Origin of the sequence: Microcoleus sp. S28C3 (genome assembly GCF_036700785.1) — a bacterium.
Lineage (GTDB): Bacteria > Cyanobacteriota > Cyanobacteriia > Cyanobacteriales > Microcoleaceae > Microcoleus > Microcoleus asticus.
This window is the reverse complement of sequence record NZ_JAUBPO010000031.1, coordinates 36028-57788: the sequence shown is the minus strand read 5'-3', so window position 1 is coordinate 57788 and position 21761 is coordinate 36028. Positions and strand designations below refer to the sequence as shown.

The following is a 21761-nucleotide window of genomic DNA, read 5'->3' as shown; positions in this document are numbered from 1 at the left end:
ATCTCAAAAAAGTAGTTGAATTTTCAACTATCGCGTGCTACCTTGATTTTAGTTGAAATTTCAACTATCAAATAGTAAACTACTTGCGAAGGTGAAACGATGGCTGCTAAAACGCCTCACACCGCCTGGAAATCCGTGTTAGAGCGCGATCGCGACTCACTTAATGTGTTGGGAATGCTGGCAATGCTCCTGACAGTTGTTGCCTGGGCGATCGCTGCTAATGTCGCCAATCGCCTGTTTTTATCAGGAGTGCAGCCGTTTGAGCTAGCTGGAGCAAGCGCAACGATCGCCACCTTTGGACTTGCGATTCTGGATAGTTTGGTGGGACGCTCCCACGCCAAGCCGATCGATCGTCCACAATTTGCGCTGGGACTCATTCTCGTTGGCTTAGTCGGTGCCGATTACCTGGCAATTCAGCGCTTGCCTGTAGCCGTGGCGATCGTTCTGTTATTTACGGCTCCTATTTTGGTTGTCCTCTGGACTGCTGTGACTTCCCGATGCCTGCCTGCTCGCCCTGTACTGGTGGCGCTAATTCTTTCCATCGTCGGAGTGCTGCTGGTTTCTAATTTACTCGCCAGTCACGAGGCACGGGTTGAGTGGTTTGGAATTCTCGTCGGTTTAACGACGGCGGTGTTTTTTGCTGCCTATATTGTACTGAGCGATCGGGTGAGCGCAACTCAAGAAACCATTGGTGTAATGTTGAAAGTTTTTGCCGTCGCCAGCCTATTTTGGATTGCCTATCAGTTGACCCAAGGAATGCCTTGGACGCTGCTTGCACGGGAGAACATTCTGAAAGTTATTTATGTCGGAATTGCAGGGAATTTACTTCCTTATCTATTGTTTTTCTGGTGCATTCAACGGATTCAGGCAGAAAGAGCGGCGATCGCTGCCACGCTAGAACCCGTCGTTGCAGGAGTGCTGGCATGGTTTTGGTTCGATCAAACCCTGACAGGAATGCAGATCGTTGGTGGATTTACGATCGTTGTGGCGATTACCTGGATGCAGTTTCAAACCGCAATCCCAAACTCCCTAGATTCACAGTAGCTGTTGCGAATGCTACTAGATCGAACAAAAAAACGATTGAGCGATAGATAGAAATTAAACGTTTAGTAAGGGAAGAATGACTCATGTCTCAAGTAAAAATTTATAGCGCCAAAGTTTGTCCCTACGCTCAGCGAACTCGCATGGTTCTACTAGAAAAAGGGGTAGACTTTGAACAGATTGAGATAGATCTGCGAAATAAGCCAGATTGGTTTGCTGAAGTTTCTCCCTATGGCAAAGTACCCGTGATTCAACACGAAGAAAATCGGATCTGGGAATCGAGCATTATCAACGAATATTTGGAGGAAGTATTTCCAGGGCCACCCTTAATGCCCAATAATCCGGGATTGAGAGCGATCGCCCGCATTTGGATTGACTTTGCCAATACCAAATTTACCCCTGCATTTTACAAATTGCTGTTGAGCCAGGATGTTCAACAACAACAAAACTGGACAAATGAACTCCATCAACACTTGTTGTTTATCGAAAAAGAAGGATTTCGTCAGTTATCAAAAGCAGGTTCCTACTGGTTAGGTGATTCACTGAGTTTAGTCGATCTGTCCTTCTATCCCTGGTTCGATCGATGGATAGCTTTAGAACATTATCGAGGTGTCAAACTGCCAGCAGAATGTACTCGATTGAGGGAATGGTTGGGTGTGATGCAGCAGCATCCTTCTGTTCGAGCAACTGCTCAGCCTCCCGAAGTTTACATTCAGGATTACGCCCAGTATGCCAGCGATCGAGCCTCTGGAGTAACTGCTGCGGAAATGCGACGCTACTAGGCAATCAAATTCAAAACAATCTCATGGAGAAAGTGATTTTATGGTTCGCATTTTACAGATCGACACCAGTCCTCGGTACGAACAATCTCATTCGCGGATGCTTGCGCAAGAATTTATGGACAAGTGGAGCGATCGTCATCCTGAAACTAAAATAATCCACAGAGATTTAGGGTTAAATCCTGTGCCTTACATTGATGCGACATGGGTGAAGGCAAAGTTTACGCCACCAGACCAATACACTCCCGATTTGGCAGATGCGATCCAGCTTTCAGATGAATTGATTGATGAGTTTTTGACTGCCGATCGCTACGTTCTATCTGTCCCGATGTATAACTTCAGTATTCCGGCAGTGCTTAAATCCTACATCGACCATATTGTTCGACCCAGACGCACCTTTGCTGTTGATGCTGGTGGTTTTAAAGGATTAGTAACTGACAAAAAAATGCTAATTTTTACTGCTCGCGGCAGTGATTTTAGTCCGAGTTCTGCATTTGCCCCCTTTGATTTTCAGGAACCTTTTTTGCGAACTGTGTTTAACTTTATTGGCATTACGGATATTCAATTCATCAATGCCAATGCGCTCAACTCCAATCGGCGGGAGCAATCTTTAACAGAAGTCAGAACAGCGATTCAAGATTTTGCCTTCTGCTGGTAGTTCATTCGTCAGCAGTCCCAAAGGAACTTTTCCGATTTACGGCAGCATTCGCCAAGAATACTTGAAAACAGGCGGACTTGATAGTAGGTTAGGAGTTCCTAGGAGTGGGGAGATAGCTCAATATTCCGATCTCTCTAACGGCTCGATTTCAATATCTGGAGAAATCTCAATGGCTGCAATTCTGGCATTCTCAACTATCGTATTTCCCATCATTGTATTGTGTACTGCCTCAAACTTAGATTCTGCTTCCGAAATTTCTTCGTAGTGTACAATCACATGATAATATTTATTAATTGGTTCTCCAGAATCTGAAATTTCCACGGCAAGCGAATCTATATTCTGAGACTCTTCTGCTTTCTCGCGATACTCGTCAGCTAAATGTTCTAAGCCGATCGCGATCGCGTGTTCTTTCGTTTGTCCGTAAAAATTCATGCGATCGTCGGGGCGATCGCTCAGAGATGACGAAATCTGACAAAGATACTGCCCGTTTGATTGAGCGCAAACGTCGATCGCAATTGTACCAGCAGTGCGATCGGGATTTATTTGAGTCATAAGCTGTTCGGCATTTAAAAGACGATAGTAGGGTGCGTCAGTCCATAAGCGTTTCCCTTGTCCAGTAAGTATTCTAACTGACGCACCCTACAAGGCTGAAACTCACCACAGCACAAGTTTTAGGAGCCGGGGAAGCATGACCTATTTCAGGATATGTCGAAAAAAAGCTAAAATATCAATTAGTTTTCATTGCACTTGTCATGTCGGAGAACAAATATGAGTTCAGTTGAGGAAACCGAATTGTCAGAAATCGTTGACTTGCCACTCATAGGGTCTGCTGAACAATATCTCTTCTCAGTCGAAGACAATCGAGAGCGTGCTGATAAGCTAAAAGAATTACTTGTCCCTAAGCTTAAAATAATCATTAAACAAGCTTGTGACCAAATTCACCAAGTTTATGGCACAGATGTACTCTCAGATTGTCGAATAACGACTACACCAGCTCATCGCTCTGGAGCCAAGAAAACCAAGCCATTCAAAATAGCAAGCGCTGGCTTGACTATAAAAGGAACTTGGTATTTCCAACTGAGATTCGAGTGTACTTCTGATAGTTTATTTGTGAACTTTTTTGGATTAAGAGGACTAGAAGGGAATCCGATTGTTCAAGTCCTGAAGAAGCATTTGAAAGATGTTACTCAGATTTGGGAGCAGGGTGAATATGAAGTTTACTCTGAAACTATTGCACCGAAAGAAGATGAAAATTTAGAGTATGATGAGTTCATTAACAAGCTGCAATTAGTTCCTGAACGAGATGGGAAAGGTACTTATATTCAGAGTCCATCCCTAGTTCTTCCTATTAAAGACCTAGATGCAGCTCAGCCAGTGATTGATAACTTTGTCGAACTCTTTGCTATCTTTCGTGCTGCCATAAATGTGTATCTTGGTGAGGAAGACCGTTTTGAAGAATATCTAAAATGTTTGAGGGATTGGCAAAATCCGCTTTTTGAAAAATACCTAAAATGTTTGTTGGATTGGCAAAATCCGCTTCAGGTTCAGGAATCTGTAACTACTACTAGATTCTTTCCTGATGAAGTAGATGCAGTACAAACATTTCGTGAGGGGGCAGTACGGCAAGTTTCAGTCAACGCCTATGAACGAGAGCCTAAAGCTCGGCAAAAATGTATTGATTATTACGGTTCAAGCTGCTTTATTTGTGATTTCGATTTTGGCAGAGCTTTTGGGAAACTGGGAAAAGGTTTCATTCATGTTCATCATCTAAGACCCCTTTCAGAGATTGCAGAAGAGTATGAAATTGATCCTATAAAAGATTTGCGTCCTATTTGTCCAAATTGTCACGCTATGATTCATCGTCGTTCACCACCATTTAGTCTTGAAGAAATCAAGATGTTGTTGAAGTCTGCTCGTGGTTCTACTATCTAATATGTTTTGTTGACTTATTCTAACCGATAGTTTACAAAAATTAGATCCCCGATTTCTTCAAAAAGCGGGGATCTAATTTTTCTGTTTGACTCCAGATAGCACCTACCAGGAGTCAAATACACTACTTCGCAGCTTGACGCTCTTTTGCCGCTTTAATCACTTCTTCAGCGATGTTATTCGGACAAGGAGCATAGTGCGAGAAGGACATTGAAAACTGGCCGCGGCCAGAGGTCATAGTACGCAAATCGCTAATGTAACCAAACATTTCGCTCAACGGCACATCTGCCTTGATCCGCGCTCCTGTCTGGCTTGTTTCTTGAGATTTCATCATCCCCCGGCGGCGGTTGAGGTCGCCGATCACGTCGCCCATGTAATCATCTGGTGTGAATACATCGACATTCATAATCGGTTCGAGCAACTGAGGCCCCGCTTTCGGCAGAGACTGGCGATAGGCCGCTTTGGCAGCAATTTCAAAGGCCATTGCTGACGAGTCAACGGGGTGGAAACCGCCTTCTAGAAGCGTGAATTTCAAGTCTAGGCAGGGGAATCCGGCCAAGACGCCTTTGTCGATGCAGCTTTCAAAGCCTTTTTCGACCGCTGGCCAATATTCTCTCGGGACGCTACCACCGGTCACTTTTGACTCAAACTGGAAGCCGCTTCCCACCTCACCAGGCTCGATCACGTAGCCAATTTTGGCAAATTGACCGGAACCACCTGATTGCTTTTTGTGGGTGTATTCGTCTTCGAGGCGCTTGGTAATCGACTCGCGATAGGCTACCTGTGGTTCGCCGACTTCTACTTCGATGCCGTGGGTGCGCTTGAGAATGTCTACTTTGATGTCGAGGTGTAACTCGCCCATCCCCTTGAGAATCGTTTCGCCGCTTTCTTGATCCGTCACCATGTGGAACGATGGGTCTTCTTGCACCATCTTGGTGAGGGCTGCTCCCATTTTTTCTTCGCCGCCTTTTTGTTTCGGTTTGACCGAAATCGAAATAACGGGATCGGGGAATACCATCGGCTCTAGGGTGGCAGGATGTTTCGGATCGCAGATGGTGTGTCCGGTGCGGACGTTTTTCATACCGACGATCGCCACAATGTCCCCTGCTTGGGCCGATTCAATTTCTTCGCGAGAGTTGGCGTGCATCTCCACCAAACGGCTGACGCGCTCGGTTTTGCCTGTGGCGGTGTTGAGTACGGTGTCGCCCTTGGACAACTTACCGGAGTACAGGCGCGTGAAGGTTAAAGCACCGTAGCGATCGTCCATGATCTTAAACGCCAGTGCCCGCAATGGCCTATTGGGATCGACGATCGCAAACTCGCCGGTTTCCTCGCCATCAAGATCGACTTCTGGCTGCGGTGTGACTTCCATCGGGTTTGGCAGGTAGTCAACTACGGCATCGAGAACCAACTGCACGCCTTTGTTTTTAAACGATGAGCCGCAGTAGGTGGGGAAAAATGCCCGATCGCGAGTACCTTTGCGAATGCAGCGCTTGAGGTCGTCGATGCTCGGCTCGTTGCCTTCGAGATACTGTTCCATCACAGCGTCGTCTTGATCGACGGCCAGTTCGATCAACTTTTCGCGCCAAGTTTCGACATCATCGACCATATCGGCGGGGACATCTTTAATTGCATAGTTCATCGGATCGCCGGATTCATCCCAGATCCAGGCTTTGCGGGTCAGCAAATCGACTACGCCGCAAAACTTTTCTTCTATGCCGATCGGCAATACCATTACCATCGGTTTAGCGCCAAGGATTTTATCGACTTGCTGGACAACGCGATAAAAATCTGCGCCCGTGCGATCGAGCTTGTTGATGTAGATGACGCGAGCCACTTTGGAATCGTTAGCGTAGCGCCAGTTGGTTTCAGATTGCGGTTCAACTCCACCCGAACCGCAGAACACACCGATGCCACCATCGAGAACCTTCAGCGAACGGTACACCTCGATCGTAAAATCGACGTGTCCGGGGGTATCGATGATGTTGAGCTGATGCTCGTTCCAGAAGCAGGTGGTAGCAGCGGATTGAATCGTAATACCGCGCTCTTGCTCCTGTTCCATGAAGTCAGTAGTCGCCGCGCCTTCGTGAACTTCACCAATTTTGTGGATTTTGCCTGTCAGTTTCAGGATTCTTTCTGTTGTGGTGGTCTTGCCAGCATCTACGTGGGCGAAGATGCCAATATTTCGATAACGAGTGAGATCTTTCATAATTACTGTTGAGATTAAATTCGACGAACCGTCGGCGACCACCTGCAAGCGTAACCAGCGAGGAATCAATGTTGCCTTAGGCGCCAGTACAGGCTAGATTTCCTTTCCCCTGTTTTTGGCAGAACTATCTTAATTTTGACACTTCCCCGTCATTCCTGCGAAGGATTTTTGGTTTAATTCAGTACGGGAATCCTTACAATTCATAAAAATACCCTAGGCCAAGGGAAAAATTTTCTGTGAAAGTTAGGTTGGGTTCAGAAAGTAGGTTGGGTTGAGGCACTCGTACCCAACAAATTCTTGTTTTTGACGCTTCGCTAAACTTGATATTTTGCACCATTCTCAGCAAAACGGTATAAAGCGGGTTTTCCTGACAAAAAACCTCATATTTTACGTGACTTTGTGGCAAGAAACCCGATTTCTGACATTAAATAGGTACCTGCAAATAAATCAGCCTACGGGGAGAGGGTGCGTGAGTGCAGCAATAAACTGCCGGCTTTGATAGATATGCGCTTAACCAGACCATACAAAATATTATTAAAAACACCGTTGCTGCGTCCAGGAATATCTAAGTCAAAATCGACCCGCTCATCATCCGCTGATATCTCCGCTCCAATTCATCCCGCACCACCGGCCACTGATTCAAACTTTCATCACTCTCAATTACCATTTGAGCCGCCGCCCTCGCCAACTCCAAAACCTCCTGATCCTCCACCAAACTGGCCAAAGCAAAATCCGGCAAACCCGACTGCCGAGTTCCCAAAACCTGACCTGGCCCGCGCAATCTCATGTCCATTTCCGCAATAAAAAAGCCATCTTGAGATTGTTCTAAAACCTTCATTCTCTGCATAGCTTCCGCAGTTTTGGAACCGGGCATTAACAAACAATAAGAACGGTTGCTGCCCCGACCGACTCTACCCCGCAACTGGTGCAGTTGCGACAGTCCGAAACGCTCAGAATTTTCAATCAGCATTACCGTGGCATTCGGCACGTCCACCCCTACTTCAACCACAGTAGTAGATACTAAAATATCCGTTTCTTTGTCCCGAAACTTAGTAATTGCCTCATCTTTGTCGGCACTGCTCATCCTACCGTGGAGCAAACCCACCTTAAACTCAGGAAATACACTTTTTTCAAGTTTCTCTTTTTCCTCAATTGCCGATCGCACGTCCAACTTTTCCGACTCCTCCACCAGCGGTAGCACCACATAAACTTGACGCCCGCTCGCCACTTCCCGCCGAATCAAATCGTAAGCTTGAATGCGTTCTTTTGCAGACAGTACAGTGGTTTGAATCGCCTGCCTGCCGGGGGGAAGTTCATCAATTTGACTCACATCTAAATCCCCGTGCAGCGTCAGTGCCAGTGTCCGGGGAATGGGAGTCGCCGTCATCGTCAAAACGTGGGGAGCTTCGCCTTTTTGCTGCAATTTAGCGCGCTGCTGCACGCCGAATCTGTGCTGTTCGTCAATTACTGCCAAACCCAATTTTCTGAAACTCACCGTATCTTGAATCAGCGCGTGAGTTCCCACTAAAACAGGCAATTCTCCGGTTTCTAACTGGCTGTGAATTTCCCGGCGCTTTGCTACTTTTGTGGAACCAGTTAACAGTTCAACTGACAAGTGCATCAAGTTAAACCAACCTACCAATTTGCGATAATGCTGTTCTGCTAAAACTTCTGTCGGCGCCATTAAAGCGGCTTGATAGCCGGATTGAATTGCTGCTAGCATTGCCACGACGGCTACTACAGTTTTGCCAGCGCCGACATCGCCTTGCACTAACCTGTTCATCGGTTGCGGCGAAGCTAAATCGTTGAGGATGTCGTTAATTACTCTTTCCTGAGCATTAGTCAAGGCAAAAGGCAAGATTTCATAAAAATGTTCGATCAATTTGCCGCTAGGAAGGATGACGGCACTAGCTTGAGCTTTTCTTTGGGTTTGGCGGCGCTTTAAAAGTCCTAATTGCAGGTAGAAAAATTCGTCAAAAACTAAGCGGCGGCGGGCGGCGGCCAAACAATCTCGATCGAGCGGAAAGTGAATATTAGTCACGGCATCGGCTAAACCCATTAAACCGTAACGCTCGCGCAAATCTTCCGGCAGCGATTCTGGCAACATTTTCGCCGCGGGCATTGCAGCCAAAATCGATCGCCTCACCGAACCGGCATCCACCCCTTCCGTCAGCGGATAAACCGGTATCAGGCGGCCGACTTTCATTGATTCGATCGCACCGCCGGAGTCGTCTAATATTTCTAACTCAGGATTGTCTAAAGTAATTCCATATTTACCCTGCTTCACCAACCCGGAAGCTGCCAGCACCGCACCAGTACAATACTCGCGCTTTTTGAATTCTTGCCAACCGCGATTGCTGTAGCGAGGGCCTGCAAAAAAACGACTAATTTTTATTTCTCCGCTGCGGTCTTTTAAAATTACTTCTAATATGGTTAACTTCTTATTCTTCGGACTAGAAAAGCAATTGCACCGCTTCACTTCTGCTATCAAAGTGACAGTTTCGCCAGCTACGAGTTCGCGAATTTGTACTTGCTTTGCATAGTCGATGTGGTTGCGCGGATAGTAGTAAAGCAAGTCGTATACAGTGTATAAACCGAGTTTTACCAAGCGGTTGCCGTTGGCGGGTCCGATGCCGGTGACGCGGGTTAACTGTTGGTCGAGAGTCAGACCCGGCGGTGCGGGTGCTGCACTCAGGGGTGCAGTTCGGGGAACGGAAACTGCTGGGGCGGTTGGTTGGGGAGCGTTTGCGGGTCTGACTTGTGCTACTTGTTCTTGCTGGTGCCGAGTTTCTTGTTCCCAAACTTGCTCCATTTGCCTCAAAAAACTGACCGTAATGGCGATCGAATGTTGGCGCTGTTCGAGATCTTTCTGAGGGTAGATGTCAAATTCAGCGGCTAGTTGTCTGGCTCGCTCGCGCGAAGAAGCCGCTACAGCAACTGCCAACTGTCTCAAACTCAGGCCCAGAAACTCGCTGAAGCGGTATTGACTGCCTTGGATGTCGTTAAATCCGCGATCGGCTTCTACTGAAAGAGCTTTTTGCAATCGCTGCCATTCTGGTTGATTATTAGTCATCAGTCATCAGTCATTAGTAATTAGTAATTAGTAATTAATCATTAGTCATTAGTCATTAGTCATTAGTCATTAGTTATTAATCATAGCTCAAGAATTCCAGACAGTTGTCAACTGTCAACTGACAACTGTCAACTGTCAACTGTCAACTGACTAATCTTCAAACCAACTCGATCGCCAAGCCGACTCAGCGTCCACCACAGCAAGTTCCCGCTGCTTTTTCTGGTAATCGCGGCCTAGCGAGTTCAACTTTACAGAGAGGTTGCGAATTTGCTGGCGCCAAGCCGAGGTTCCCGCATCAGCAAACTCTATTTCCGACAGCCGCAGTTTAATCGCTGTAATGTGCAGCGCCCTATTACCGGATGTTTCTGCCAAGTTTCGGGATGCGGATGACGCATCGGTTTCAATGATTAAGTTTAATAAGTTAGGTGGCCCAGCAACGCTGTCGCCGGACAATTCAGCTTGAGAAGCAGCTTCTAGAATAGGTTCTGGCAACTGACTGGGCAAGATTCCCGACTGTTGCAGCAAGCGGTTGGTGTCGCGAGAAAGCAGCTTGATAATACGGGCGATCGACTTTTCAATACTATTTTGCCAGCGCGCCAAACTTTCGGGGGAATTGGCACTTGGCATTTGGTAATTTGCCAATGAAAATAGATAGTTAATGGCGGAAACTTCGTTTTTTCCTTCTTTTTTTTCCTTTATTTCTTCTTCCTCTTCTTCTTTTTCTTCTTCTTCCTCTTCTTCTTCCTCTTCTTCCTCTTCCTCTTCTTCTTCCTCTTCTTCCTCTTCTTCTTCTTCTTCCTCTTCCTCAGATTCTGTCGTCACTAGAGATCGCAATTTTTCCTCCGACGCCGCAGCCAAAGCCCTTACAGACTGCTGCATTTTTTGCCGCCCGTCGAAGGACAACTTGAGAAAGGACTCCGGTACTGCTTGAGTGCAAAGGTGATAGCAAGCCAAAATTAATTGCTGCCGCACTGCTTGTCCCAACGCAGTTAAATAACCATCGTAGGTACTGCGAAACTCCAAAGTCAAGGCTGCTAAAGCCTCTTCGAGTCCTGCCAAATCTTGCTCTATTCGCTCTCTTGCTCGCACCATATCTCTTGTATAAAATTAAAATAGGAGGCGGGCAAAAAAACCAGGTTTCTGCCACAAATTGTCTGAGTTTCCATTTAATACTGGTTATAAACCGGGTGTTTTGTACACCGTCCGAGAGTCCTGTAAAAATTAAAAATTAAAAATGCAAAAAATCAACTTTTCACATTTTTAATTTTTAATTCTCAATCTTACATTGGGGATTATTTAGCACCCATTTGGGCTGCCACTTCATCGGCAAAGTTAGCTTCTACCTTTTCAATGCCTTCGCCCAACACAAAACGCACGAAGCGGCGCACTTGGACATTTTCTCCTATTTGGGCGATCGTTTGTTTCACCAACTCTTCCACCGAGATATTCTGATCTCTAATAAAAGGCTGATCCATCAAAGATAACTCTTTCATGCGCTTGTCAATACGCCCTTGAACAATCTTTTCTTTGATGTTGTCCGGCTTGTTGCCCAAGTCGTCCTTCTCCATTTCAATTGCCTTTTCTCTTTCGACAACTTCGGCGGGGATATCTTCAACTTTCACGTATTCCACATTCGGGCAAGCTGCAATTTGCATCGCAATATTCCGCACCAAAGTTTGGAATTCTTCGCGGCGTGCCACAAAATCAGTTTCGCAGTTAACTTCCACCAGCACTCCCACGCGGCCGCCCGTGTGAATGTAGCTACCTACTAGCCCTTCTGAGGCAACCCGTCCTGCTTTTTTGTCTGCCCCGGCGAGACCTTTTTTCCGCAGCCACTCAATGGATGTTTCGATATCGCCATCGTTTTCAGCGAGGGCTTTTTTGCAGTTCATCATGCCCGCGCCGGTTTTGTCGCGCAGTTCTTTAACAAGTTTTGCAGATATGTCCGCCATCTTCTTTAAGTTCCCAATCAAAATTAGTTATTAGTCATTAGTCATCAGTCATTAGTCATCAGTCATTAGTCACTAATTTTAATGTTAATGATTAGACCAGAGTGAAGAAATACCCAGTCGATATTAGTACCGACTTTGTAGGTGTAGCGCCAGAATTAATTCTAGCGCTGACACAATCAATGCTTTTGCCAGAACTCTACTAATGACTTAGACTCCTGCCATGTACAATTAAAAATTAAAAATATCCAACTAAAAATAATAATTATTTTTAATTTTCAATCTTTAATTTTTAATTTCCTGCTGTCAGATTCCGAGGGCAATACTAGCTCTCAGTTTCTTCGCCTTCGGCCTCAGCAGCTTCGTCGGGATCTACATAATCGGGGTCATCCAATTCTTCGATTTCGACATCATATTCAGCGCCTTCGTAACCACCGTCGTAGTCGTAGTCTTCCTCAGAGTCGCCGCCCTGCTGACCGTGACGACCTTCGTAGATGGCATCAGCCAACTTGCCGACAATCAGCTTGATCGATCGAATAGCATCGTCGTTCGCCGGAATCGCAATGTCCACCAAATCCGGGTCGCAGTTGGTGTCCAACAGAGAGACGATCGGAATTCCCAACTTTTGGCATTCCAACACCGCATTATACTCGCGGCGTTGGTCTACCAGCACCACTCCGTCGGGAATCTTGCGCATGGATTTAATCCCGCCCAGATACTTCTGGAGTTTGGCCATTTCTCGGCGCAGCACCGAAGCTTCTTTTTTCGGCAGCAAATCGAGGGCGCCGATTTCCTCGCGGCGCTCCAAATCCTTGAGGCGCTCCACGCGGGACTTAATAGTCGTCCAGTTGGTGAGCATTCCCCCCAGCCAGCGCTGGTTGACGTAATAAGCACCGCAGCGTTGAGCTTCTTGGGCTACAATCCCCGCAGCTTGGCGCTTCGTACCCACGAACAAAAACTTTTTGCCTTTTTCTGAGGCCACTCTCATGTACTCGTAGGCGTCTTCCATAAGCTGAGCGGTTTGCACGAGGTCGATGATGTGAACCCCGTTGCGCTCTGTAAAAATGTAGGGAGACATTTTCGGGTTCCACCGGCGGGTTTGGTGTCCGAAGTGAACCCCTGACTCTAACATTTGAGCCAAACTGACTACTGGCATTGTATTTTTAACTCCTGTATTCGGGTTAATCCTCCACCCGGTCGTATTTCTGAAGGTTTGCGCCCTCGAAACACCCGAAAACCCGGATGTGCGAATTGAAACAACTTTTCTAGTTTATCACAGCGCGCGCTACTTTTTCTGACAATCTTATATCCCTAGGTTTAGATGGGCGGTGGGCATCCGGAGGTGAGATTTAGTGCGGGGTGCGCAGGCTGCGGTTAGAGTTACTTGCAAGCGCTTCTTAAAAACGAAAAATCCAGATGGGAGGTTGCCAAAGCCTTTGTTCGCTTGTGAGAGAATGGCGTTGTTGGTGCGCCTCTTGTGCCTTCAACCTTCGATCGAGCTGGTAGCCATTTTTTTCGATCGCCCATTCTGTCGGCTTTACTGCCGTACCCTCTCGATCCGCAAAAATCCCAAAGCTAAAAACGATATGCCCATCCCCATTCTCGTCCTGCTTGAAGTTCTAATTGTCATCGCACTTTCCCGACTTGTCGGTTTAGCATTTCGATCTATCAAACAACCTCAAGTCATTGGAGAAATTGTAGCAGGAATTATGCTCGGACCTTCTCTGTTTGGCTTAGTTGCACCAGATTTAGCAACAGCACTTTTTCCAGCCGAAGCCGTTCCCTTCCTCAACGTGCTGTCTGAGGTGGGGCTGATCTTTTTCATGTTCTTGATTGGTTTGGAACTGAATCCCAAGTATCTCAAAAGCAATTTAGATATCGCGATTTTAACTTCCCACGTCAGCATTCTAGTGCCGTTTTCTCTGGGAAGCTTACTAGCACTCCTGCTTTATCCCATCGTTTCAAATAATAGCGTTTCGTTTACAGCCTTTGCCCTATTTTTGGGCGCTGCGATGTCAATTACTGCTTTTCCTGTGCTGGCAAGAATTATTACAGAACACAACTTACAGAATACAAAATTGGGGACGCTGGCACTGACTTGCGCGGCCGTTGACGATGTGACAGCTTGGTGCTTGTTAGCAGTGGCGATCGCAGTTACTAGAACTAACTCAATGCTAGGCGCTTTACCGACAATTATTGCATCTTTAATTTACATCGGTTTCATGCTGACTGTAGTCCGATGGTTGTTGCAGCGGCTTTCCAAGCACTACAATCGCACCGGCCGATTAACACAGTTAGTGCTTGCAGGAATTTACATGGGAGTTGTAGCTTCTGCCTTAATTACTGAATTAATCGGCATTCACTTAATCTTCGGTGCATTTTTGCTGGGTGCCGCAATGCCAAAAAATGCGGGATTAACCAGAGAATTAGCGGAGAAAACTGAAGATTTTGTCTTGATATTTCTGCTTCCAGTCTTTTTTGCTTACAGCGGTTTGCGCACTCAAATCGGCCTGCTCAACAGTCCCGAATTGTGGCTGCTGTGCGCCGCTGTTTTGGGAGTGGCTATTGTCGGCAAATACGTCGGCACTTACGTGGCGGCCAGAGTCTGTGGCATCAGCAACCGCGAAGCTTCTGCACTGGGATGGCTGATGAATACTCGCGGTTTGACTGAACTAATTGTGCTGAATATCGGTCTTTCCCTGGGCGTAGTTTCGCCGCTACTATTTACGATGTTAGTCATCATGGCTTTAGTGACAACTTTTATGACTTCGCCGCTATTGGAGTTGACTTATCCCAAACGGTTAATTCGGTTAGATATTTCAGAAGTTAGCTCGGAGGATTTAGAATTAGAAGCTTCACCAATTGCGGGTAGCAGCGAAGAAACTGCTAAAAAATTGCTGCCAACTTATCGAATTTTAGTACCGGTTTCTAATCCCAGCACGCAGAAAGGTTTACTGCAACTAGCGGTAGCGCTGGCGCAGCCGGCTGCTGGTATGGGTGGTGACGATTTACAGTCGGCGGCGGTTCATCCTTTGAGTTTGATAGAATTAAATGAGGATTATGCCTTTGAAAGTACGCCTGCGGAAGCAGATCGCACTATTCAAGAGCGCCGCTGGAAATTATCAGAATTGATTGATAGTTTGGAACTGCCTGACGCGAGAAAATTTGTACATCCTATCATTCGGGTTACTAATGATGTAGCCCGGGAAACGGCACAAATTGCGCAAATCGATCGCGCGGATTTGATTTTATTAGGATGGCACAGGCCTAGTTTTAGCAGCAATCGTTTGGGAGGACGTGTCGGTCAAATTCTCAGCAACGCTAAGGTGGATGTAGCAATTTTTGTTGACAGAAACCGGGAAACGTTGAATAACTTGTTAGTACCTTACGCGGCAAACATTCACGATGATTTGGGGTTAGAATTGGCGCTGAGACTGTTAGTTAATAGCGAGGAACGCCGTTTGACGGTGCTGCGGGTGGCGGTTGACGGGGAATCTGGAAACGAGCTGAGTTACGAGTTTCAGCGAGTGATGGAGCAGTTGCCGGTTGAGGTGCGATCGCGCATTGAAACTCCGATTGTGGAGGCTGCTGAGCCAATTCAAGCTGTGGTGGCGGCTTCTGCTAATGCTGATTTGACTATTGCAGGTACGAGTCGGGAGTGGGGAATTGAGCGCCAAACTTTGGGACGGTATACTGATGAATTGGCTGTGCAGTGTCATTCTTCGCTGCTGATTACGCGGTGTTACGTTAAAGTGCGATCGCACTTGGCATCGGTACTTCCTCAAAGGTAGTCAGTTGACTGTTGACAATTGGTAGTTGACAGTTGACAGTTGGCAGTTGGCAGGTGGCAGTTGACAGTTGTTATTAGTTATTGGTTATTGGTTATTTGTGAGTTGCCACCAATGCCCAATTCCCAATTCCCAATTCCCAATTACCGATTACCAATGACCGATGACTAATGACCAATTACCAATTACCAATTACCAATTACCAAGATCATGCATCAGTTTAACGTCAAAAAATTAACATTCTATGGTGTTTCTATCGCTTTTGTTGCGGTACTTTTTAAAATAGTGAGTGCTTACGGGGAAACAAATTTAAAGGCTGCTCCGGCAATTGGGGGAAGTTATCGCTTCGATGCTCAAAGTTTGCCCGAATGTCTGAAATCTGATTCGTTGGTCTTGACAATCGAGCAGTCAGGTGTTTATTTGAGCGGTAATTTGCGATCGGGCAGCAGCGAGGGCGATCGCGTAAAAACAGGCGAGGAGAAAGCTTCTCTAGTTGGCAAGTGGGAAACTCAAGGATTGAGTTTGTCGGGTGCTGTTCCTAATTTAACGGGTTGCAGCGACTCCACAGCAACGGGTCAAAACAGTTCTGTTAAACTGCGCGGAATTGTGGACAAAGAAACCCTCAAGGGAAAAATTAGTCTAACTGATAAGGCGGCGGCTACTGATTTTACGGCTCAAAGACAAGCGGCGGTGCAACCCCAGAAGAAGGAACATTGATCGATCCCAATGGGGCATAAGAAATGGGAAATGGGTAATTGTCAAATTCTTTGTCCCTCTCCGACTCTGTGAGTTTCCTACTCTCCGCTTCTCCCCAGGCTAAGTCAGGAATCAAAAAGCTCTGGAGGCGGGGGTGGGGGAGCGGGCGATCGAACTCCCGCCCCCAGAGCTCGCCCGCGACGCTCGGTTGCTGCTAGATTGGAAAATATATCTAAAAGTGAATGATAAAAATAAAGTATCCCAGAAGAGTCCTTGGTTGAGAATTTGTCTTGCTCAAGACCCCCCGTGCCCGTATAGTTTGTTTGGAATGGATGTTGCCGTGATCTTAATGCCGTCAGAAACTTCGCTTACCCAGTCAAAACCCTTGATTTTAGACAGTTTGCCAGACTTGTCGCCGAACGATGGCGGATGTCCCCGCCGGGCCAGATTGCAAATTGACTTGATGTTGCTGGCGATCGAAGCCTTGTATCTCGGAGGTGCTGAAGAAATGCTGGCAGTGTCAAAGGACCTGGAATTGGAATCAATTATCAAAAATCGGGTTGCCCTTTGGCTGATGCGCAATACTAACCCGCTGAGACGCTACACGCAGCGCCGCTCCCTTACCATGGTGGAGGCAAAAGCGCTGGTGGCGATCGCCTGTAATATGGCGCGCAAGTTAACCGCGACAATTCGGCAGTTACTGCTAGACTCGCAGCAGTTGCGATCGAGAAATATCCCCCTCAACCAGAACTTGCCGCTGGCTGAGTATTTAGAACGCTTTCGAGCTCACTTTCGATCGCGCATGAACCCCAAGCGATCGCTAGTTGCAGCTTACGATTCCGACGACAAGCTCAACGAACTAGCTTTGAACTTGTTGAGCAAACTGCTATTTTGTACAGGCACAGCCGGAATGCAGCGCTTCTGGGTTAGCCTGTTTGATGGAGAAGTTGAATAAAAAATGACTATTAGGCGTCAGTACAGTCTGCCAAATTGCACCCTGGTTCTAGAAGGGTTGAGCGATGGATCGGCAGCCAGCCAGTTAGATATACGGCCGGTGCTTTCCATACTAATGAGCGCTGAATGCTATGTTACAGGTCTCAGCGGGCCCCTAAGCGGGGGACGAGACTTTTTTGAAAGCTTGGTGAGGGCCGTCAGCAGCTACGCTCAAGAATTTATGAGCGGAGTGCATTATCCCGATCGCTACGGCCCGAATTTGGGTATGGTGCAGTTGCACAGAATTGACGGGAATTTGCATCGGTTGACCGTTCTACCCGCCGAAACAGGCAGCCCAAGCCAAATCGATCAAAAAACAGAACTTTCGGCAAAAGTAGATTTGACGACGGTACAGCTATTTGACTTAGTGGAAGCGATCGATCAGTTTTTTGCGGACACGCAGACGCTGCCGGAATTGTCACTGCAATTAACCCCAATTTCCAAGCGTTACGTCAAGTCTGCCGAACCTTTGGCGAAGCGGAGTTTGCCTGCTGTCGTGGGAGTGTCGAGTTTGGCTTTGGCGGCGATGGCGTTTTTCTTGGTGCCAGTGCCCGAAGTCCAGCGCCCGAGAGATCCAGTGCCGCAGCCGAATGCGGCAGGCCAGAATCTGGGAACGCCGAATCCGGGCGGATCGGGTTCGCCTAATCCCAATCCTACGCCTGCGGCGGGCGGTTTGCTGCCTGGGACTCAAACTCCGAACGCTGAATCGAGTTCGCCGACTCCGATCCCCGCGCCGCAGCCGGACGCTTCACCTCCTAGCGCCACACCGCAGTCAAACACTTTGCCGGAAAGCACGCCGAGTCCTGTTTCTGAAGGTTTGGCAAGCCCTGAGGTGGCAGCCGTGCCAATTAGCGATCCAGGGGAAATTGAGCTGTTGAAGGGCAAACTTTCCCAGCAAATTGACGGAGTTGTGAAGAATAAGCCTCCGGTTGATGCGGAGTTGGTTTATCGGGTGAGTGTGGCTAAAGACGGGGCGATTGTCGGTTACAAGTCGGAAAATTCGGCAGCAGTCGATCGATCCGAAACGCCGTTGTCGGAGTTGCTTTACAAACCGATTGGCAGCAGGCCGCCTGCGGAACCGCTGGCTGATTTCCGAGTAGTTTTTGCACCAGACGGCACTGTTCAAGTCACTCCTTGGTAATGGTTGATTGTTGACTGTTAACGGTTAACTGTTGACTGTTAACGGTTGACTGTTGACTGTTGACTGATACCAAATCCCGCTTAAATGCTCCCTCAATCTCTTAGTCTGCGGAGGCAGACTGGGTTTTTCTAGTAGCGATTTCAATCGCCGAATCATCTACAAACCGATTGCTGATTTAAAATCCTGTTGGTGCGATCGGCTCAATGTCGGGGTCAAATCCTCCGACTTGATTTGTGCGAATTATCCACAAAAATGCTCCCTGTTTTAAGAAAATTTTGGCGATTTCATCTTGGGTACGCCTGGGCAGCATTGTTCGGTAACTAATAACAGCTTTTATTAGGTTCACTATACCCGCAAAAAAGGTTTTTTTCAGTTCCGAATCAATCCCCGCCAATCTCGGATTTTTCCGCCAATCTGGACGGACAATGCCGAGGGGCATTAATACTTTTTCTAAACTTTCTCCTAAAGCTACTAACTTGTGAAATCTTTGGGTTTGTGCGTCGGTGGGATTTGTTTTAAGCCAGTCTTGAATCTGAGGATTTGACTCTATTTCGGAAGTAATTTTTTTAATTGTCGCGTAAATTGCCTGACTTGAATCTTGGACGCAAGAAGTTGCTGGGGTGACTAAACTTGCGCCGGTGCCGTCTCCGCTGCGGTAGCGGGCCATCATGATATCTAGTTGCTGGTTTAATTCGGTTAAAGGCGACAAGGCGATCCCACCAAAATCGTAGTCGCAACACACGCAATCTAATTTACAGATGATATCGCAAACCGGGCGATCGCCCAACCAGCCGCGCTGCAAGTCTCCCATATAGCTTTGCCATTTGCTGGAACCGGCAACAATTCCGTCGGGATTGTGGGCGTAAACTTGTTTGTATTCTATGTCAAAACGCAGTTCGCCGGTAAATCGATCGCGCACCACTTTTGCTACTCCGAAAGCAAAATGTCCGGTGACAATTCCCAGCGGTGCAGGTTCGCGTTTTTTGCCGCCGATACCGCCGAAACTGTGAATCACTATGCCGATATCTCCTTCTTGCCAAGGGGAGATTGAAGCGTTTTCTGTAGCATCATTTGGGGTTAACAATACTATTTTTGCTTGCCCTTTTTGTGCTGGTGTATTTGCCCAATTTTTGCTGCTTAAATAAGCCAGAGATTTTTTGAGACCGAAATGTGTTTCATCTGGTGTTAATTGGGCAATTTTGCGGGGTTCGATTGCCTGCACTACAAACATACTGTCTTCGTCTCTTTCGCCGTAAATGTACCAGCCGTCTGGATTTAAGGGCGATTTTTCGATCAGGTGATTAGTAGACCTCGCTACGCCATTTTTGTCTGGCTGTACTTGCGGAATCCGAATAATTTCGGCTGCGCCGTCAAATTGTCGAGATGTTTTGTTGAAATGCCGGACAATAAATTTGTCGCTGTCGGGTTCTTTTCGTTGCAAAATTGAGACGAAGGCGCACAAACGTCCGATAATTTGTACTGGTTCGCGATCGATCGTGAGTTCATAGCGATCGCTGCTGCTATAATTAATCGCAATCACCGGCCTGCGCAGCATCACAGTCACGCTGTCTTCGAGTCTGGTGCCTGCTAGAGTTTCTAAAGGGCCTACATTTCGCCAGCCGTTCAATCTATCTGGATGAATGTTGCCAGATTTTTTACTATCTTTAGCCTGTTTTGTGAAGTTGATATCTTGCGTTACTGCGTGGGCGAAAAACTGTACTTCGCGATTTGTACTCCATTTCAAAAAGGCTGTTTTGCCAATAAAGTTTTTATATTTTTTGGGCGCATTTATTACTTCAATAAACACTGTACCGTAGGGCTGGCGCTGTTCGCTTGAGGGCAAAATTAACCGCCCGTGCCAAAGAGCAATCGGCTTGTAGAGATAGGCAACTTCTGCTGAATTTTCGCAGATAATCTCCGGATCGAGCGCTTCTGAAATATTGCTTTTTTTTCCAAAAATAGCAGCCGTTAAATTGCTGTCACTTTCTACGAATTGGGGTTCTAAAAAAACTTTGTCAGGTTCTGAAATATTAGCGGGTGAATTGCCAGCCTTTCTTTTGAACGACCGTCTAAAAAAATGGCTATTTCCCTCCAATTTCGCCTGCAACCAATTGAGAAAAATCCGAATAAAAATAAAAGCTGTTAGGCCGCAAATTACAGCCAGAACTATCAGCGCCAGAGTCAAAATGAATTGGTCGAAAGATTGACCTGACAGTAAAAAAATTGTGGGCCCGTTCAAAGAAAATGCCGCCATAATATCTAAAAACGAGTTTTAGGTTCGATCCAGTCTGTGCTGGCTTGACTGCCGAAAACGAGGGGTTTGTCCTCGGTGATAGCTACGGTTTTGCCTGTCATATCAACTGCACAAAGAGGCCAAGATCGATCGCCCAAATTGCCGGCGCGGAACAGAACTTGTCCGGGACAAACTTGACTCCAACCCAACAATACAGCATGAGTGTAAAGACTGCGAGCGGGAGCAACGGTATAAGTGTAATTATCATTTTTGTCCCAAATGACACCGTAGTCGGACATATCGGAAGAGTTGAAAAGTGCTTCAAATTCGCGGGCGAGAACGCGGGAACCGTCTTGATTCCAAGAAACAGGCACTAAAATGGCGATCGTCCCGGACATATCTGTGTCATCGCTAGCATACATTCCGCTTTCCGCCAGCGGCGAAGCAGCCGCCACTGTTTGCAGTTCCCCAGTTTTGAGATTTTCCACAAACATGACGCTGCTAACCCGACACCGGGCGAATTCCGGCTGCACTTGCAACTCAATTCGACTGTAAGCCGCGTATTGGCCGTTAGTTGAAACTAGGGAAGGACTGCGATAGTAGCGGAGGCCTGTGCCGGCAGTTGAGCTAACTTTAGCATGAGTGGCACTAATCCATTCCCACGGAACGGGATAAGGGCTATTTAAAGGGTCAGTCATCGGTTTTTATTCCAAAAGTTTTACTGGATTATCCAACAGATTCAGGCTTACACGCAACGGACTAGAAACCCGGTTTTAGCCTCGATACTTCGCCACCCAACCCCAGATTTGTAGAAACCGGGTTTCTTTTTCAGATTTTAGATTTGTCCTCCCATCTAAAATCTAAAATCAATCGGCAAAGGCGGCAAGGTCTGCTATCTTAAATTTAGTTCGTTACACAACTTAACTCAAGTTTTATTAAAATCTCACAGGTCAGATAGTACCGAAATCAATATGGTATGTGAACCGAGAGGGAGTTTGACCTAATCACCTCATAGTTTACTAAACTTTTTCTCAAGCGAATTATGGCGATTTTATTGACAGACGCTCCGTTGTATGCTATAAGGTCTAGATAAACCCAAAAACCAAAGCAATTTTTTTCTGGTTTGCAATTTTTTTCTGGTTTGTAAACCGCGATCGATGTAAAACTGACCAGCCTATAAAAAGGTCGAACGGGATACCACGATTCGTTAAATAGGTTGAAAATAATGATTAAACAATGGCTAAAAGCTTTAAAAAAAATAGTTGTACTGAC

Annotated in this window: 16 protein-coding genes; 8 read left to right on the top strand and 8 right to left on the bottom strand. The window is 46.8% G+C overall.

Going from position 1 to position 21761, the window contains the following annotated elements:
- Positions 1–99: 99 nt before the first annotated feature.
- From QUA13_RS11840 to QUA13_RS11830, 3 genes are all read left to right on the top strand, one after another.
- Positions 100–1044: a DMT family transporter gene (locus QUA13_RS11840; RefSeq protein ID WP_333198585.1), complete on the top strand. Its 945-nt coding sequence runs from the start codon at positions 100–102 to the stop codon at positions 1042–1044.
- Between the two features lie 83 nt (positions 1045–1127).
- Positions 1128–1823, top strand: a complete 696-nt coding sequence (locus QUA13_RS11835; RefSeq protein ID WP_333198583.1) for a glutathione S-transferase family protein — start codon at positions 1128–1130, stop codon at positions 1821–1823.
- Positions 1824–1863: 40 nt separating this feature from the next.
- Positions 1864–2478 carry an NAD(P)H-dependent oxidoreductase gene (locus QUA13_RS11830; RefSeq protein ID WP_333198582.1) on the top strand — a complete coding sequence of 205 codons (615 nt, stop codon included), beginning with the start codon at positions 1864–1866 and terminating at the stop codon, positions 2476–2478.
- 117 nt (positions 2479–2595) lie between these two features.
- Here the strand turns inward: QUA13_RS11830 and QUA13_RS11825 are convergent, their stop codons facing one another.
- A complete protein-coding gene (locus QUA13_RS11825; RefSeq protein ID WP_333198579.1) occupies positions 2596–3030 on the bottom strand; it encodes a hypothetical protein in 435 nt (144 codons plus the stop codon).
- 216 nt (positions 3031–3246) lie between these two features.
- On the opposite strand from QUA13_RS11825, the gene QUA13_RS11820 reads away from it, so the two are divergent.
- Positions 3247–4410, top strand: a complete 1164-nt coding sequence (locus QUA13_RS11820; RefSeq protein WP_333198577.1) for an HNH endonuclease — start codon at positions 3247–3249, stop codon at positions 4408–4410.
- Positions 4411–4531: 121 nt separating this feature from the next.
- Here the strand turns inward: QUA13_RS11820 and fusA are convergent, their stop codons facing one another.
- The 5 genes from fusA to rpsB all read right to left on the bottom strand — a co-directional run bounded on the left by fusA (position 4532) and on the right by rpsB (position 12794).
- Complete coding sequence (fusA, locus tag QUA13_RS11815; protein WP_333198575.1) at positions 4532–6616, bottom strand: elongation factor G; 2085 nt, start codon at positions 6614–6616, stop codon at positions 4532–4534.
- Positions 6617–7181: 565 nt separating this feature from the next.
- Positions 7182–9689 carry an ATP-dependent DNA helicase RecG gene (gene recG, locus QUA13_RS11810; protein ID WP_333198573.1) on the bottom strand — a complete coding sequence of 836 codons (2508 nt, stop codon included), beginning with the start codon at positions 9687–9689 and terminating at the stop codon, positions 7182–7184.
- A 150-nt stretch (positions 9690–9839) separates the two neighbouring features.
- Positions 9840–10781: a hypothetical protein gene (locus QUA13_RS11805; protein ID WP_333198571.1), complete on the bottom strand. Its 942-nt coding sequence runs from the start codon at positions 10779–10781 to the stop codon at positions 9840–9842.
- Between the two features lie 200 nt (positions 10782–10981).
- The gene (tsf, locus tag QUA13_RS11800; RefSeq protein WP_172187020.1) at positions 10982–11641 is read right to left on the bottom strand and encodes a translation elongation factor Ts; all 660 of its coding nucleotides are present in this window, start codon (positions 11639–11641) and stop codon (positions 10982–10984) included.
- 322 nt (positions 11642–11963) lie between these two features.
- Positions 11964–12794, bottom strand: coding sequence for a 30S ribosomal protein S2 (gene rpsB, locus QUA13_RS11795; RefSeq protein WP_333189325.1), 831 nt, complete (start codon positions 12792–12794; stop codon positions 11964–11966).
- 196 nt (positions 12795–12990) lie between these two features.
- On the opposite strand from rpsB, the gene QUA13_RS11790 reads away from it, so the two are divergent.
- The 4 genes from QUA13_RS11790 (at position 12991) to QUA13_RS11775 (ending at position 18256) form a co-directional block, all read left to right on the top strand.
- Complete coding sequence (locus QUA13_RS11790) at positions 12991–15429, top strand: cation:proton antiporter domain-containing protein (protein WP_333198569.1); 2439 nt, start codon at positions 12991–12993, stop codon at positions 15427–15429.
- A 207-nt stretch (positions 15430–15636) separates the two neighbouring features.
- Positions 15637–16143, top strand: coding sequence for a hypothetical protein (locus tag QUA13_RS11785; protein ID WP_333198567.1), 507 nt, complete (start codon positions 15637–15639; stop codon positions 16141–16143).
- A gap of 328 nt (positions 16144–16471) precedes the next feature.
- A complete protein-coding gene (locus tag QUA13_RS11780; RefSeq protein ID WP_422614740.1) occupies positions 16472–17077 on the top strand; it encodes a DUF3038 domain-containing protein in 606 nt (201 codons plus the stop codon).
- A gap of 3 nt (positions 17078–17080) precedes the next feature.
- Entirely contained in the window at positions 17081–18256 is a 1176-nt protein-coding gene (locus QUA13_RS11775) for a DUF4335 domain-containing protein (RefSeq protein WP_333198565.1), read from the top strand.
- A gap of 175 nt (positions 18257–18431) precedes the next feature.
- Here the strand turns inward: QUA13_RS11775 and QUA13_RS11770 are convergent, their stop codons facing one another.
- The gene (locus QUA13_RS11770; RefSeq protein ID WP_333198563.1) at positions 18432–20510 is read right to left on the bottom strand and encodes an abortive infection protein; all 2079 of its coding nucleotides are present in this window, start codon (positions 20508–20510) and stop codon (positions 18432–18434) included.
- 5 nt (positions 20511–20515) lie between these two features.
- Positions 20516–21187, bottom strand: a complete 672-nt coding sequence (locus QUA13_RS11765; protein WP_333189320.1) for a hypothetical protein — start codon at positions 21185–21187, stop codon at positions 20516–20518.
- Positions 21188–21761: the final 574 nt, after the last annotated feature.